14 protein-coding genes are annotated in these 17,042 nt (G+C 34.9%); all 14 read right to left on the reverse strand.

Annotation, left to right across the window (positions count from 1 at the left end):
- Nucleotides 1-15: 15 nt before the first annotated feature.
- Nucleotides 16-720 carry a demethylmenaquinone methyltransferase gene (menG, locus tag SPD89_RS00280; RefSeq protein ID WP_336259942.1) on the reverse strand — a complete coding sequence of 235 codons (705 nt, stop codon included), beginning with the start codon at nt 718-720 and terminating at the stop codon, nt 16-18.
- A 3-nt stretch (nt 721-723) separates the two neighbouring features.
- Nucleotides 724-1,500 (reverse strand): heptaprenyl diphosphate synthase component 1, encoded by a 777-nt coding sequence (locus SPD89_RS00285; protein WP_336259943.1) that lies wholly within the window; start codon nt 1,498-1,500, stop codon nt 724-726.
- 261 nt (nt 1,501-1,761) lie between these two features.
- Entirely contained in the window at nt 1,762-2,037 is a 276-nt protein-coding gene (locus tag SPD89_RS00290; protein WP_336259944.1) for an HU family DNA-binding protein, read from the reverse strand.
- A gap of 364 nt (nt 2,038-2,401) precedes the next feature.
- Nucleotides 2,402-5,131, reverse strand: coding sequence for an MBL fold metallo-hydrolase (locus SPD89_RS00295; RefSeq protein WP_336259945.1), 2,730 nt, complete (start codon nt 5,129-5,131; stop codon nt 2,402-2,404).
- A gap of 487 nt (nt 5,132-5,618) precedes the next feature.
- Complete coding sequence (gene spoIVA / locus SPD89_RS00300; RefSeq protein WP_336259946.1) at nt 5,619-7,097, reverse strand: stage IV sporulation protein A; 1,479 nt, start codon at nt 7,095-7,097, stop codon at nt 5,619-5,621.
- A gap of 175 nt (nt 7,098-7,272) precedes the next feature.
- On the reverse strand, nt 7,273-7,995 hold the full coding sequence (locus SPD89_RS00305) for a hypothetical protein (protein WP_336259947.1): 723 nt from the start codon (nt 7,993-7,995) through the stop codon (nt 7,273-7,275).
- 12 nt (nt 7,996-8,007) lie between these two features.
- The gene (locus SPD89_RS00310) at nt 8,008-8,205 is read right to left on the reverse strand and encodes a DUF2768 domain-containing protein (RefSeq protein ID WP_336259948.1); all 198 of its coding nucleotides are present in this window, start codon (nt 8,203-8,205) and stop codon (nt 8,008-8,010) included.
- A 496-nt stretch (nt 8,206-8,701) separates the two neighbouring features.
- Nucleotides 8,702-8,959 (reverse strand): stage VI sporulation protein F, encoded by a 258-nt coding sequence (locus SPD89_RS00315; RefSeq protein ID WP_336259949.1) that lies wholly within the window; start codon nt 8,957-8,959, stop codon nt 8,702-8,704.
- A gap of 70 nt (nt 8,960-9,029) precedes the next feature.
- Nucleotides 9,030-10,055, reverse strand: a complete 1,026-nt coding sequence (locus tag SPD89_RS00320; RefSeq protein ID WP_336259950.1) for an NAD(P)H-dependent glycerol-3-phosphate dehydrogenase — start codon at nt 10,053-10,055, stop codon at nt 9,030-9,032.
- Between the two features lie 12 nt (nt 10,056-10,067).
- Complete coding sequence (gene der, locus SPD89_RS00325; RefSeq protein WP_336259951.1) at nt 10,068-11,378, reverse strand: ribosome biogenesis GTPase Der; 1,311 nt, start codon at nt 11,376-11,378, stop codon at nt 10,068-10,070.
- A gap of 84 nt (nt 11,379-11,462) precedes the next feature.
- A complete protein-coding gene (locus SPD89_RS00330; protein WP_336259952.1) occupies nt 11,463-12,047 on the reverse strand; it encodes a YphA family membrane protein in 585 nt (194 codons plus the stop codon).
- Nucleotides 12,048-12,887: 840 nt separating this feature from the next.
- Entirely contained in the window at nt 12,888-14,012 is a 1,125-nt protein-coding gene (gene rpsA / locus SPD89_RS00335) for a 30S ribosomal protein S1 (protein ID WP_336259953.1), read from the reverse strand.
- A gap of 148 nt (nt 14,013-14,160) precedes the next feature.
- Entirely contained in the window at nt 14,161-14,841 is a 681-nt protein-coding gene (gene cmk / locus SPD89_RS00340) for a (d)CMP kinase (protein ID WP_336259954.1), read from the reverse strand.
- Nucleotides 14,842-15,694: 853 nt separating this feature from the next.
- Complete coding sequence (gene ypeB / locus SPD89_RS00345; RefSeq protein ID WP_336259955.1) at nt 15,695-17,035, reverse strand: germination protein YpeB; 1,341 nt, start codon at nt 17,033-17,035, stop codon at nt 15,695-15,697.
- Between the last annotated feature and the right edge of the window lie 7 nt (nt 17,036-17,042).

Here is a 17,042-nt window from a genome sequence, read left to right on the forward strand (position 1 = left end):
TCTTTTCTATGGCTGTTATTTTGTCGCCATATGCATTGCTGCAACCCCACCTGTATAGGATTTAACAGCAACATAGGAAAAACCTGTTTCAATAAACATTTTTTTAAGCTCATTTCTATCTGGAAATTCTCTTGTCGATTCATTCAACCAGGCATACTCTTGATAACTTTTCGCAAAAAGTTTTCCGAACATTGGCATGATAAAACGAAAATAAAAAAAATATAATTGTTTAAAGCCTATCAAAGTCGGCTGTGACGTTTCTAAACAGACGACTTTCCCTCCTGCCTTGGTTACACGATACATTTCTTTTAAAACTGTTTCATAATCAGGAACATTTCGTAAGCCGAAACCAATCGTTACAAAATCAAATGTCTCATCAGGAAATGGAAGTTCCATTGCATTTCCATGAATAAAATTCAATTGCTCTAATCGTTCTTCTTTTTGTTTTTCATGTGCAACTTTGAGCATGTTTTTACTGAAATCAAGACCGATCACTTCACCTTCATTACCGGTAGCTTTTGCCATCGCAATTGCCCAATCCCCTGTTCCAGTACATACATCAAGTGCCTTACTCCCTTTTTGTACTTGCATTCGTTTCATTACATCTTTTCTCCACGCTATATGTCGATTAAAAGAAATAATAGAATTCATCGAATCATACTTATTATAAATTTTTTCAAAAACGTGATGGACTCTTTCTTCTTTTGAACTTTCTGTCATGCATTACCCTTCTTCCGCTATTGACGTATTGTAAGATAATTTAATATTATTTGTAATCATATTTTTGAATGATCCGAATCTGTAAGGTAAAGCAGATGTTAGTTTATCCAATGTTCGCTCCCTTAAATCTATCTTATCCTCAAGTTCAGTTAGCACAGAACCATAGTCCGCATTTAGTGAATACTTTCTTAAGTAATCTTCAATAGGAGAATATTGATTCATTTCGATCTTTTCTTTCTCTTTCTTAAGTCTATTGATTAGTAATAATTCTTTAATAATTGGAATGAGTTCATATTTATCCTTAAGAAATGATGTAACTTCTGTAAACAGGAGAGATTCAATATCTCTGATAGTGTCTACCAATTCATCGATTGTTTGAACATTTTCATAAAATAATATCATCTTTTTTTCATTAATTTCTTTTATTGCTATCGCTAATATTCGTATCATATCAATATCTTCTATCTCAGACAATAGCATATAATATAATCCACTATAATAATCCCCTGCTAGGACTGATAGTTGCTTTTCGATATTATCCATATTATTCGAATTCCTGCTAGGAACTAATTCATGTGTATCTAAAGCAATTTGCACGAGCATAATCGTTGTCATATAATGCTGTTTTTTAGTAGATGAAATTTCAAGATCCTTATAAAGATAATGTAAAATATATAATTTATCATAATCAATTAAGGGCTTCTGAATATATTTTTCCACATATGAATGACTTATTTTATTCTCGATCATATGTTTTAATTGATTTGTTTCTTTACTCAATATGTGCACGCCTACCACCTATGCCCTTTCATGCAATCATTACTAATAGTATAGCATAATTTATAATCATGAAGCGAGAATGGATATTTAGAATATGAATTTTGATTAATTCCTACTAACTATCACTTATTTCCTCAACAAAGTCAATAATTATAGAAAGAGGTCAATTATTTCTGCCCCAAGGATGGTATTGGTATCGTAACAAAATAAAAAAGGGCACGTTGTAGGACGCACCCTAATTTTTTGTTGCTCTATGTAAAATTAGCTTTTTACAGCTTCTTTTAGAGCTTTACCAGCTTTGAATGCCGGAACTTTACTTGCAGGAATTTCAATTTCTTCACCCGTTTGAGGATTGCGACCTTTACGGGCAGAACGTTCACGTACTTCAAAATTACCAAATCCGATAATTTGAACTTTTTCTCCATCTTTAAGTGAATCCATGACAGATTCAAATACAGCATCAACTGCTTTTGCAGCATCCTTTTTGGATAATTCACTCTTCTCAGCTACAGCATTGATTAAATCTGTTTTATTCATGACATTCACCTCCTCCCAAAAAATATAATTTGTTTATAAACAAATTATAAAGCTATTCCCATTTGTTCACCAATTTGCCGTTTTTTATACTTCATTTGGCAATAAACTGATGATAAAGCTTATACTAACTGACTTTATCATAAAATTCAACATATAATAGTGATTTTGTACGTTTTTTTTTCAACTTTTTTAATAGGCTTTAAAATAATGCACCATTTTTACAAAAAAATAGCAAAAATCATGTACAGACGTGACCTTTGCCGTAATTATTTCATCACAATATTTTGATTTTTAAGCACAAAAAACCGGGCAAAGTTTGACCCGGTTTTTTCCTTCCTTCTAGAATCAGAGAATATCCGATAATTTATATTTTTCGCATTAACAAATCATATCCTGTACGCTCCTTAATCACAGATGCCACTTCTTCCCATTCTTCCGCTCCTGGTTCCGTAGATAGTTTGACAGACACCTCTGACTTGTCCATGTGCAATGACGGATTTTTACTCATTTTCCATGTAGCTGGTATCATTTCCTTAGTTATTCGAATAATTTCATTTTGCTTAGGCTGTTTGGCAAATGTCACATCCATACCAATTCGTTCACTTAGTTCCTGCATCATTTCTCTATAATTTTCAGCAACCTCAGGCGAAATAAAATGCAACTCCATAACTAGTTTTCCGTCCCATTGCTTCCTACTCGCTTTATAAAGAATAGCCCCATGTTCTTTTGCAAAACTTTTTGCTGTAGCAATCGCCTGATTAATTTCCATTGGCTCTACATTCGATTTAGTTCCGAAATACTGACTTTCGTCTGCTTGGAATTGTCTTTCCATCTCTTCTTCTGCAAAATGTAACGTAAACCCTGTCATGTCATGAAATTTTTTTGCTATTTCGGTGCCATTTTCTGGCTTCTTTTGTTTTGTAACAACCATCTGTTCATTCACATGAACAGATGGCATTTCAACATATTCTCCAAGTAATGATTGTAGCAATGGTTGAAATGCTTCATGTCGAACAGATTCTGAAAAGTCGATGTCCCATCCAGTTTGCTCTTTCAAGAGATCTCTTATTTGCTTCCGTTCCTCAATAGAAAAAGCATCCGGGAATTGGAAGGACAACAAGATATGTTCATCTTCTGTTCCCAACTGTTGAACACCGCAGCGCAAGAAACGAGCGTCATCAGTGAAATAGGTGCGGACGATATCCATTGCTTGGTTGGGATTCATCTTCAATCCTTGAATAGGTAAATCAAGGTTGCTCAATCTAAAACGGATACCGTCATCTAATTTATATCCAATTGTACCTTCAGGATCCGTATGACGGTAAGTTTCAGGAATACTCTGTAATGCTAAAGCAATCGAAAATTGTGTTGTTTCTTTTATCACATTTAGAAAGCGGAAAATTTCCTGTAACGAAAGCGTATATTCTGGTACAAGCTCCCAATTAACATCCTTAACATATGGACGACTAAAGGAAAGCACCTCTGTTGCCACCTTTTGAAACATCTCAATCGATAAATTCCACGTACCAAGTGATTCAACTACTTGGCTTGCTTCCACTCGATCTACCTTGCCCTTTGGCGTTTCACAAAAAAAAGTGGCTGTCTTTGGATGTACATTTTGGCAAAGACCAAACTTAAACGTAGATTTACCATCTTTTTTATAAAGCAGCACTTGTCCAATTTTTCTTCTTAGTAAATCCTGTTCTGGATTTGTTTTGTATCTTTTTCCAATAATCCCCTTTCCCTCTTTACGTTTTTTGAATGGATAGGTTTCACCATTTTCGACTAATATCGGGTTAAACCTAGGGTGAATCTTCGTTGATAATGAAGATCTGGCATCATCGTCTCCATGGACAAGCATGGTATAAGTTGGTTTCAGAGTTTCGATAAAGCGAGTCATTTCATTCGCATCTGCATGGGCAGATAAACCAAATTTATCAATGCGACAGTTTACTTCATACGTAGTACCATCAATTTCAAGGCTATGCTCGGTTCCTTCAGCAAGGGCAAGCAATTTTCTGCCAGGGCTTTCTTCATCCTGGTAACCAGTAATAAAGACTGCATGCTTTGGATCCGATACCAGCTGTTTCGCATACCAAGCGCTTGCTCCTCCTGTCAACATTCCTGACGAGGCAACGATACATGCTGGTTTTCCACTTATAATTTCCTTCCGATCTTGTGCTTTTACAGCAATACAACGTCCTTCCGTTAAAAATGCATCCCCACTCGTTCGAATCCGATGGGCAACAGGTCCTTTTAGATAATGAGGGTAACTTCTGTAAACTCGGCTTACTGGTGTTACCAAGCCATCTACATATATTGGAAAGGTTGGAATTAAGCCTTTATTCATATAATCTTGTAAAATCAGGAGTACTTCCTGCGCACGTCCTAGAGCAAAGGCTGGAATTAAGGAAAATCCGCCATTTTCAACGGTAGCAGCAACATTTTCTGCTAGACGTTTTTCCTCTGTATTACGATCCGTGTGCAGACGATTACCATATGTGGATTCCATAACCACCACGTCAGGACGAATATTTTGTGGGACTTTGGCTCCTGGAATAGTTCTTGAACCGCCAAATGATATGTCTCCAGTAACAAGTAGACTTTCCTCATTCGTTTCAATGAAAAACATAACAGCTCCAATGATATGTCCCGCTCTATAAGCCGTTATTTTCATGTCTCCTACTTGGATGACACCTTTTGCAGGGAAAATTAAAATCTTTTGTAAAAGATTTGTTACTTCTTCTTCCGTATATGGCATGAGTGATTGAGTTTGCCGAGTTTGCTCTGTTAATATTTTATAAGAATCCTTCATCATAATTTGCATTAAATCGGCAGTTGGTGGCGTTGCATAAATTGGAACATCTGGATACAATGTATGCACCACTGGCAAAGCCCCAATATGATCCGCATGGGCATGAGTTACGAGAATTACATCAGGTTTACTCAGATCCTCCAGCATCCCAAACATGGGGAGCACATTTTCTCCATGCATGCGCATACCCGCATCAATCAGGATACTTGAAGCACCCATCTGAATATGCAAACAAGAAGCGCCAATTTCACTTCCGCCACCAAGTACAGTTATTTTCACCTTAAAAATCCTCTCTTTGTAAAAATTTCATTTAATTAAATTGTATTATGAAATAATGATTCTTGCAAAGAGGGCGAAAACACATATCAATAGAGTAAGAAACTTTCGCCAATTTAAGAAAAGCGCAAGCGCCCGTTTAGCGGCGTATGTGCTGGACTGAACCTAGGAGATAAAGGAAACATGCCCCTGCAAAAGGGGGATGCCGACATTGGCCGCAAAGACCGTAGTTAGTCGGCCTTCCTTTACCTATTGAGTCGATGTTGACTTTCACCCAAGGGCATAAGGGCGACTAAGCCTCTGTCTAAAGCCAATCAGCAAGTCTTCTTTATCGAATCGTGAGGTGAAGGAAGCACACTAGCCGCTGGGCGCTGGATCTGGACGTGACTATTCCTACAACGAAACCTATCCACAGCTATAGAACTTTATCATTCCCTAAGCATTCAAAACCAGAAAAATTATTTTCAAATAAAAACAGCTAAATTAGCTGTTATAAAATAATTGCTATTAATCCTCCTGATCCTTCATTAATAATTCTTTCTAGAGTATCTTTTAATTTATATCTAGCATTTTCAGGCATTAAAGATATTTTTGCTTGTATACCTTCTCTCACAATAGAACTAAGTGAGCGTCCGAAAATATCTGAGTTCCAAATCGATAGGGGATCTTCTTCAAAATCTTGCATTAAATATTTGACGAGTTCTTCACTTTGCTTTTCTGTTCCAATAATTGGTGCAAATTCAGATTCCACTTCCACTTTAATCATATGGATGGACGGTGCTACTGCTTTAAGTCTAACTCCAAAGCGAGATCCTTGCTTAATAATTTCTGGTTCATCGAGCTCCATATCTTGTACAGAAGGAGCTGCAATACCATAACCGGTTTGCTTAACCATTTGCAATGCACCGGCAATTTGGTCATATTCTCGCTTAGCGTGTGTAAAATCCTGCATTAATGCAAGTAAATGATCTTTTCCTCGAATTTCTTCTCCAACAATTTCTTTTAAAATATTTTCATATAGATTTTGTGGTGCAAATAAATCTATTTCTGCAATCCCTTCCCCCATTTCCATACCCGAAATCTCCGCATGGTCAATATATTCGTATTCAGAAAATTCATTAACGATACTGTTTACATCTCTTAATCGTTTAATATTTCTAACTGTCGTTTGAATTGCTTCTTCATAATTGCGTTTTAACCAATGATTATCATGTAAAACCATTACCCAGCTTGGTAAATTGACGTTTACTTCGAGTACTGGAAATTCAAATAAAGATTCTCTTAATACATTAAATACATCATGTTCATTCATTGTTTCAATACTCATACATAATACCGGCACATCATGTTCTTCCGTCAATTTCTGGCGTAACAATTCGGTATCTTTATCTGTAGGACGGGCAGAATTAACGATCATTATAAACGGTTTGCCAACTTCCTTTAATTCATGTATTACTTTTGTTTCTGCATCAACATAATCAGCTCTAGGTATATCCCCAATGGTTCCATCTGTTGTAATTACAATACCGATAGTTGAATGCTCCTGAATTACTTTTCTCGTTCCAATTTCTGCAGCATCATGAAATGGAATAGGATCCTCATACCATGGGGTATTAATCATCCTGGGACCATCTTCATCCTCAAATCCTTTCGCTCCGTCAACTGCGTATCCAACACAATCAACAAGGCGAACATTCACATCTAATCCATCTTCAATATTGATTGATACTGCTTGGTTTGGAATAAATTTTGGTTCTGTTGTCATAATCGTCCTGCCAGCAGCACTTTGAGGCAATTCATCATGTGCACGGATCCGATCATTTTCCTCTGTGATATTTGGCAAAACAACTAATTCCATAAAACGTTTAATAAAAGTTGATTTACCTGTTCTAACAGCTCCAACTATTCCTAAATAAACATCCCCGTTCGTTCGTTTAGAAATATCTTTAAAAATATCAATCTTATCCAAGTGGTTCCCTCCTCTTCCAAATAGCAAACAAAATTTTCCCCATAAGTCCGATACTAATATAAGTCTATGATGTTGTCCGATTAAAATATGACTTGAAATATGATAAACATTATGTATTTAATCCATAGAAAAACCCCTTGTAACACCATATGCGACAAGGGGGAAATTAGACTAATTATTTATTTAAAAAAACCGGTTCATTATTTTCTACCGTATACGGTAAAGAATATGCTGGAACGAATGGATAATGATCTGTAAGTATAGACCTGATATCGTCTCCTGTTTGATAGGTATGATCAAATTCTTCCAAGGCTTGTTTAAGATCAATACGATAGTCAATATATATTTTACCATCTGTATCTATAAGGAGTGGTAAGTTTTCATTTGAATAAGGACTAATAACGTGTGGTTCTGATTTATACCCTAATTTTTTATAATTTAACTTATAAAGATCTGGAGCAATTTGTTCACCGAAAGGGGGATAAATGTTTTTAGAACGGTAAATATCTAGTTTAACATTTATTGCCCTGATTTCTTCTGTCAATCTTAAATCGATTAGTTTTACCCTTGGATCATCCTCTGGTGTCACAATTATGTATTGATATACTCCACCATTTTCGTAAGCAGTACCAGGTATTTCTGATAACAATTGATGTTCTATTAATAGAGAAAAATCAATCAAATATTTTTCATAAATATCAACATCACTCGATTTTGTTTTTATCGGAACTAATCCGTTCGTTTCTTCTACATATTGCAAAACTGCTGTTTGAACCATGTCTAATTGTGCTTCATTTGGGATTTGATTTTTAGCTAATTCATTTTGTGGATATAAACAGCCAGTTAATAAACCAACTATTAATAGACCGATAAATACGATGTATGCTTTATTTTTCACATTGATGCCCCCTTAACCAGTTGGTCCGCTTATAACAATAAATAAAACAATTAATCCACCCGTAATAAAACAAATATAAGCTAGAATAGAAATAATTATACTAAAAATTCCTTGCAATTTCCTTCTACTTAATTGGATAAGAGCAATTGCCAAAATAAGGAGTCCAATCCCTACGAAAGAAATGATTTCTTTTATTTCTGCTGCACTCATTTTTTCACTCCTACACCTGTCCGATATCTAAAAGTTATTATTTCCTCATCCATTATATCAAATCAATCAAAAAACTAAACTCTTACGTTGCGTTTACGATAGATACGAGTTGTGGAAAGCACTAAGCGACAAGCGATTCACAGATTAAGAGAGTACGTTCTAGAATTGAATTTTATTTGGTCAGCTTTTGTAGCGATCTCCGGCTCCTGCAATTATTCATCGTAATTAATACTGTATTCTGTTCCTCTTTAGCCTTAATCTATCAATAAATTAGTGTTTTACAGTACCCATATAATTTCCTTTTCGATGAAATATTGGATGTATTTAAAAATGCCCCCATTATCCATGTTAAAAAATAAAAAACTGGAATGACTCACAATAAGCCATTCCAGACTGACTAAACAATACCCAGCATCTCTATTTGAGTTTACTGTTGCGTTTTATAATATGCATACGTTTTTTAAATTGTATCTTCTCTAGCCCATCTTAAACGATTTTAATCAAAATATCGTCGCAATGATTCCATTGATGACGGAATTTCATTGTTGATTATGGAACGTACAATCTGATTTTCTTTATCTTTGGAAATTGGTCGATTTGCTAGATTTGATAAACGACGAACAAGATACCTAATCGTCTTTTCGTCCGATAAGTCATCATATTGAATAGCATGTGCAATATTATATATTTCATCGATAGAAATATTTGATCTGTCTTCAATTTCTTCCATTATTTTTTTTGCATTTTGATCCAAGATACATTCCCCTCCCTGCGTTCTCAAAAGTAGTATATGCAGGGAAAGTTTAATATGTTTATGTTATTTATCACGAATCATTTACGGATGAAAAATCGTCCATTTCTTGTTTTTTATCCCGATTCATCAGTTGTTCAACTACAATTTTAGGTTTTTTATCATTAAATAAAATATCATAAATACCATTCGTAATCGGCATATCTACATTCAAACTTTTACTTAATTGATGTGCTGCTTTTGTTGTTCTAACCCCTTCCACAACCATATTCATTTTACTTAATACTTCGTCTAACGAGTTACCTTTCCCTAATAAATTACCTGCTCGCCAATTTCTACTGTGAACGCTTGTAGAGGTTACAATTAAATCCCCAACACCACACAAACCAAGAAACGTTAATGGTTTTGCACCCATTGCTGTTCCAAGTCTTGTAATTTCCGTTAACCCTCTAGTTATTAATGCTGCTTTAGCATTATCTCCAAAACCGAGACCATCCGATATCCCAGCCCCTAATGCAATAATATTTTTTAATGCACCTCCAAGTTCAACCCCAATGACATCCGAGCTCGTATAAACGCGAAAAGCTTCATTTATAAATAGGTTTTGAACAAATTTAGCTTTATTTTCATTTTTAGCGGCAACTGTTACAGTAGTAGGGTGACGTAGAGCAACTTCTTCTGCATGGCTTGGACCAGATAATACGACAATATCGTCCGTTTGATATGTTGGGATTTCTTCACCAATTATTTCTGAGACTCTTTTAAACGTTTCAGGTTCTATTCCTTTGGCAGCATGAACGATTGTGACATCTTCTGGCAAATCATCTCGAACTAATCTGCAAACGTCACGAATTGCACTTGAAGGAACGACAAAACAAATTGCCTCAACCTCATTTATTGCGTCTTTAAGTTCTTGATAAGCTGTGATTTTCTTTGGTAAACTAACGTCCAGGTATCGATTATTTGTGTGGGAAATATTGATTTCATCAACCTGTTCTTTTCGATGAGACCATAACCTGACATCGTAACCTTTATCCGCCAAGACGATAGCTAAGGCAGTTCCCCAACTGCCTGCACCTAATACTGCAACTTTTCTCATACCAATTCTCCTTTAACTTCTTTTTCTAGCAATAATTTTTATAGGTGTACCCGTATAACCAAAAGATTCTCTAATTCTATTTTCAATAAAACGTTTAAAAGAAAAATGCATTATTTCAGGGTCATTAACAAACACAACAAAAGTTGGTGGTTTCACAGCAACTTGTGTAGTATATAGTACTTTTAGTCGTTTCCCCTTTACTGTAGGTGTTGGATTTACAGCAAGTGCATCCATAATAACGTCATTTAATACATTTGTTGGGATTCGCTTCGAGTGACTCTCGCTGACAAGTTTAATAATTGGTATTAATCTTTGAAGGCGTCTTTTCGTTTTTGCAGATAAAAAGACGATAGGTGCATAGTCCAAAAATGGAAACTCATTTCTTATATCTTCTTCAAATTGTTTCATCACTTTTTCCCCTGGGTCAACTGTATCCCATTTATTTACTACGATTACAATCGCTCTTCCTGCATCATGAGCATATCCTGCAATAGTTTTATCTTGTTCACGAATTCCTGTTTCTGCATCAATAACAACGAGTACTACATCTGAGCGATCAATCGCCTTTAAAGCCCGAAGAACACTATATTTCTCTGTTGATTCGTATACTTTACCTCGTTTTCTAATTCCAGCTGTATCGATAATAACAAAATCTTGATTATCTTTATGTATGAATGTATCGACAGCGTCTCTTGTTGTTCCTTCAATGTCACTCACAATAACTCGTTCTTCGTTCAGTATCGCATTTACTAAAGAGGATTTACCAACATTTGGACGTCCAATAACACTAAAGTAAATTGCTTCGTCATCTGCTTTTTCATCATCCATCTTAGGGAAATGCCGAATTACTTCATCTAATAAGTCCCCTAAACCTAACCCATGAGTTCCTGAAATTGGGTAAGGATCTCCAAATCCAAGTGCATAAAATTCATAAATTCGATCGCGCATTTCCGGATTATCTATTTTATTTACAGCCAATATAGTAGGTTTCTTTGATCTATATAGTAATTTTGCTACTTCTTCATCAGCAGCTGTTACACCGTCTCTACCATTAACTAAAAAGATAATAACGTCAGCTTCTTCAATTGCAATCTCAGCTTGATGTCTAATTTTTGATAACAGAGGTTCATCTGTTATTTCAATTCCACCAGTATCAATAATATTAAAATGCGTAGACAACCATTCAACTTCTGCATAGATGCGATCGCGTGTCACACCGGGTATATCTTCTACGATGGAAACCCTTTCTCCAATTAGACGGTTAAATATTGTTGATTTTCCTACATTAGGTCTTCCCACGATTGCTACTGTAGCTTTTTTCATGAAAGGACATCCCTTCCTAAATTAATTGAAATCTTCATTCATTTTATCAAAGTCGTTAAGTTATCACAATTTAGTTCTATCTACTTATACTATGTTTCTCCGAAATTTATTTAAAATCATAAATAAACATGTCTGAAAAAATTGTATGATGATAAGCAACAGTATTGTAATACTTATATGAATAAAAAATACTTGTTCTCCAATAATATTATTTAATCGATAACTGATTACAATCATTTCGTAAATCAGTTGACCGAATGATATTCCTACCAGCGCCGCAGTTATCTGTTCATAGTGTTTTTGTAAAAGAAACGAAATGACAACTACACTAAGGATCGGTATCATAAAGTAGGAAGGCATAAAAAACCAGATTGGTGTTATTTTTTTCCACATGAGTAGAGAAACATATCCTATCATAATTGGAAATGTTGCGATCATTTTATAAATAGAAAAAACATCGGTTACATAAAAAATGATTACACTTAATAAAAAGCATAAAAAAGCTATAGAAACAGAAACACCATTGATGTTTAAAAACATATTTGTAGTGATAATTGTTATTAATATCCAAAACAAAAATAATGTGCGTTTCCTTCCAGTCTCCATAAAAAAATAAACGATAATAAAAAATACCCACATAAGCCAATAAAAAAGAAATTCTTCATTCATTTACATCACCTTCTATCATAACAGTATGTATGAATTAAATAAGCTTTATACTTTTAATAGAAAGTGATTGAATATACATCTCCAAGGTAAACAGGGACAAAAGAGTTTTGGTCATAGAGAAATCCGAACTATGATCCAAACTTCTTCAATTAAAGTTTGGGATAGTTCGGATTTACGATTGGTTGTTATCCATAAGCTGTTGAGTAAAGTTCGAATAGCAACTAGTCCTACCGCTACGGAAATACACTGCGCTTTCCGCAGGCGGCTGATGTGCCTTCCTTGTGCTATGCGACTTTAGTTGTCTCACCTAGGTCTTTCCTCCTGCAGGAGTCTCCGTGTATTTCCTTCGCTGGGCGTGCTTGGTAAACAGCTCTGCACAATTTGTTACTACTATCTTAATGGTTGATTGGAGTCGGAGGGCAGTCGACTCCTGGTCGGCAAAAAGCGGTCACGTCCTGGGACTGTAGCTACGCTTTCGTCCCACCGTAAAGATTTGTGACCAACGCCGACACTTGCACGTCCTGTGCGTCGTGGGAAAAGCAACATGGGAACGCAGACTAAGAACGTCACGGTCTCATGTCTTCGTCTGCACTTGTACATCCTGTACGTCGGACGACTCAGAAGCAGTGGTTTTCTGCTTCAGAGGCAGACCACCGTGCCTAAGGATGCGCGAACTGCCCAGAGTCGGAAATCAACGAAGCTGTTACTAGTTTTACATTACTGCACAGTATCCTTCAACTTCAGATTAGATTCATATCATTGAAATAGTAACGTTCTATGCTTACTATCTTCATTAGAATTACTTGTTTAGTTATGTCCTAATCTCTATGTTAGTTCATTTTATTGTTTATATTTATCTAATTTATCGCCAATCATATCTCCAAGTTGAAAACTTGACGAGTCTTCTTCGCGTTCGTATTGTTCAATTTCACCTTGTTCTTTATCTTGTTCGACTTCTTTAATACTTAAAGAAATTCGCTGTTCATTTTCATCAACACCTAATACTTTTGCAACTATTTTCTGCCCAACTTCTAAAACCTCATCTGGAGTTCCGATATGGCGGTTAGCGATTTGTGAAATATGCACAAGACCTTCTACACCGTCTTCGATCTCAACAAAGGCACCGAAATTAACAATACGTTTAACAACACCTTCAACCTTATCACCAGGATTGATACGATTTTCAATTCCTGACCATGGACCTGGTAATGTGTTTTTATACGATAATGAAATTCGTTCATTTTCTAAATCCACGGATAAAACTTCGACGTTAATTTTATCGCCTTCTGATAAGACATCCGATACTTGATCGACATGTGTATGAGCAAGTTCAGAAATATGTACGAGGCCATCAACTCCACCAATATCTACAAATGCACCAAAATTAGTTATTCGTTGTACAGTTCCTTCAACTATTTGCCCTGCTTCCAATGACTCTAAAAGTTCAGCTTTCTTCTTCTCTTTTTCTTCCTCTACAACTGCACGATGAGACAGAATAATTCTATTTTGTTCTTTATTTAAATCAACAATTTTCACTTGCAATTTTTTGTTCTTATAATCTGAAAAATCTTCTACAAAATATGCTTCCACAAGAGAGGCTGGTATGAAACCCCTTAGACCAACATCGACCACTAGCCCGCCTTTTACAATTTCCTTTACTTCCGTCTCAAATATTTCATTTTGATCAAATTTTTTCTGTAGGTCTTCCCAAGCTTTTTCTGCATCTACCATTTTTTTCGATAAAACAACTTCTTCATCATCCATTTTCTTTACTTGTAATGTTAGTTCGTCCCCCTCTTTTACAACATCACCAGGATTTTCCACATGAAGATGGGATAACTCACTAATTGGTATAACTCCTTCTGACTTATAACCAATATCAACAAAAACTTGTTTTTCATCAACTTTTACAACAGTTCCTGTTACAATACTTCCGACTTGTAATTCATTGTTTGATTCCACCATTATGTATTCACTCCTAAGCACTATTTGAAAACAACAATTTATAGAGAAACTAACATTTTCCTTTTCATATAGTATAACATGAAATCTATCTTGATAATAACTTCTTATAATATATTTCATTTGTCAAGTGAAATTATAGTAAATCACCTTAGCTTTTATGAAGAAAAAGATTAACTTCGTTCAAAATTTCTGCTACAACTTGATCAATCGATAACTCTGTTGTATCAATTGCAATTGCATCTTCTGCTTGAATTAATGGAGATGTTTCCCGATTCATATCTCGGTTGTCTCTTTCTTTTAGTTCTGCTTTTAATTGTTCGAGATCAGAAGCAATTCCCCTTCTTTTGTTTTCACTATATCTTCTTTTCGCTCTTTCTTCTACAGAAGCTATTAGAAATATTTTAACTTCAGCATGAGGTAAAACATTCGTTCCTATATCTCGCCCATCCATTACAACGCTTTTATTCTCCGCAAGCTTTCTTTGTCTTTCCACCATATCCTCACGAATAAGTGGATGTTTTGCTACAAGAGAAACAGAATTGGAAACGACCTGTGATCGAATAGCTTCTGTAACATCCTTCCCATCTAATAAGATTATTTGTTCTTTTCCGTTCTCTTTTAAAGTAATTGTTGTCTCGTATAGTAATTCAACTAAAGAATTTTCATCTTCTAGATCAACCCCGCACTCTATCGCTTTTAACGTGAATGCACGATACATTGCACCTGTATCTATATACACAATGGATAATTTTCGAGCAATTTTTTTAGCGACAGTACTTTTTCCCGCTGCAGCTGGTCCATCAATAGCGATTCTTATCTTCTCACTCATCATATCGTTCCCCCTACTTCACTGAAAGTAACCTTATTGTATGAAAAAACTTGGCAAAATGCCAAGTTTACGATTAATTTATAAAATGCCCTGTTTTCTTTTTTTCCTTTACGTATAAAAACAGTATTGAATAATTTTTTCTCGATCATTTGGTTGATCAAAGTGATATTTTATTGACATGATGCGAATATTTCCTAAACGCTGATAACGAATAAATTTATATAATTATACTTATTGTTTTCCCATTATAAAACGAAATAAACTTTTAATTTATTAACTGATTTTATACTTATTTCTGGCGGAATAATAACTGCAGTTCGCCACCACTTATATCATATGTTACAGAAGTAAAAGGATTAAAAGAATTATTCAGACAATGAATCGCAATATCAACATTTGTCTTTGTTCGTATAAATTCTCTCGCTGGATTCTTCTCACTTCTTCTATCTTAGGAATAGGAATTGCTAAAGCAGGAACAGTTAATTGGTTATATGGTTTAATTGGTGCCAAAAACTCGTATACTTTTCCAGCAACTGTATAAAAAATAGAATAATATCTATTTGGTGTTAGGGATCACTCTTTGTTGATCTAATAGTAATGGGATAATCTACATACAAAAACTGCTCATCTTTTATCAACTATTCTGCATCGTAAGGATTCTCTAGCATATCTTTTATCTTTTATCGTATTTGAATCACCTTGAATCCTATTCCTTCCATTTCCGTCACCTATGAACTAAGTGCTTTGTTCTACTTTCATTACATATTATGACATACTACTTTGTGAAATGGAAGGCTATAGAAAACATGATTGAATCGATTGATTGCTAAATGCTTGGCTAAAAGCAATCCTTTTACATGTTAACTTCAAAGTTTGTTTCAGTTCCCGATAATTTCTCAACTTTTTCTTCTGCTCCGTTATCTGCATTTATAAAGATTCGATATGTTTCATCATTCATCGTTCCTAAAAATTCATAGGTTAATACTTCTTCATGAAGATCGTTTTCAATTAAAGCTAAATGCTCCTCTTGGATCTCAACATTATTGTTTACCATATCTCTTGCCTCTTCTAGTGTAAACTTAGGGTCTGGAATATTTCTTTTATTATGATTCATTAAAAAGTTTTTCGCATTAAAACCTAGTATATCTCCATTGTCTAAGGCCACTTTTAACACCATTGAATCGGGGTAAATTCTTACGTCATCTTGACTATATACAAAAGAAAATACACCGACATTATCGAACTGTTGACTTTGTAATGGGATCATATTTTGATAATCAAATTTTTTTAAATATTTTTCCGCTTCAATTAATCCATCATTTAAAGATAATTTTTTATCTTCTATTGGTCGGTCTACTAAGATTTGAATTGGATGTGCTCCTTTTTGTGTAATATCCATATATACACTCTTACCATCTTTATAAGAGACAGAATACATTGGTACATCTGCTCCTTCACCGGATTTTGTTACAACGATATTTACATTATCTTTTATTGAAAATAAGTCTTTACTAAAATTCCGAATTTGCTCTTCATCTTTCCACTCGCCTGATACATTTTTAAACTCATGATCTTTTGTAGAGATTTCCATGAAAGCAGATCCTTCATCCCCTTCAGCAAATTCAGTTACCTTTTTCTCTACAGTTTTCAATCCATCGATAATCGTATTATCGGATTGTTCTTCTTGGGTTGCAAGTGCCAATTCAACATCCATCCATCGCAAGTTATTTTCTAAAGTTGTATATTGTACTTGTCTAAGTTCGTCCTTAATATCCGCCGCTTGTTTGTAAAGTTGTTCTAATGTTTTAATTTCATCATCACTTAAAGGGTCATCGTCTAAATTTCGAATTGCGGTTCGGTAGGTGAAGTCTCCAATTTGAGATAAAAATTCTTCTGTTTTATTAAATGGTAACAAAGTAAGTGGTAACTGACCTACATTTGTTAAAGCTTGGGAAGATAGTCGCCATATATCTACAAACTGTGGAGAAAGCCTTTCACCCGAATTCATAGCTAAAGATGTTCCAATTTTATCATGAAGTAAATCCATATGATAAGAAAGTTCATGGAACGATCGTTGATATGAGTTTTCGGCCTGAATTAAGAGAGCGTTTTTCTCTTCATGTTCTTTGTAGCCCCAATACCCAACACCCGCAATTCCAATGGCTAAAACCGCTATTAATATTGATCGAATCATGATATCA

Origin of the sequence: Pseudogracilibacillus sp. SO30301A (genome assembly GCF_037072025.1) — a bacterium.
Taxonomy (GTDB): Bacteria; Bacillota; Bacilli; order Bacillales; family Amphibacillaceae; genus Pseudogracilibacillus.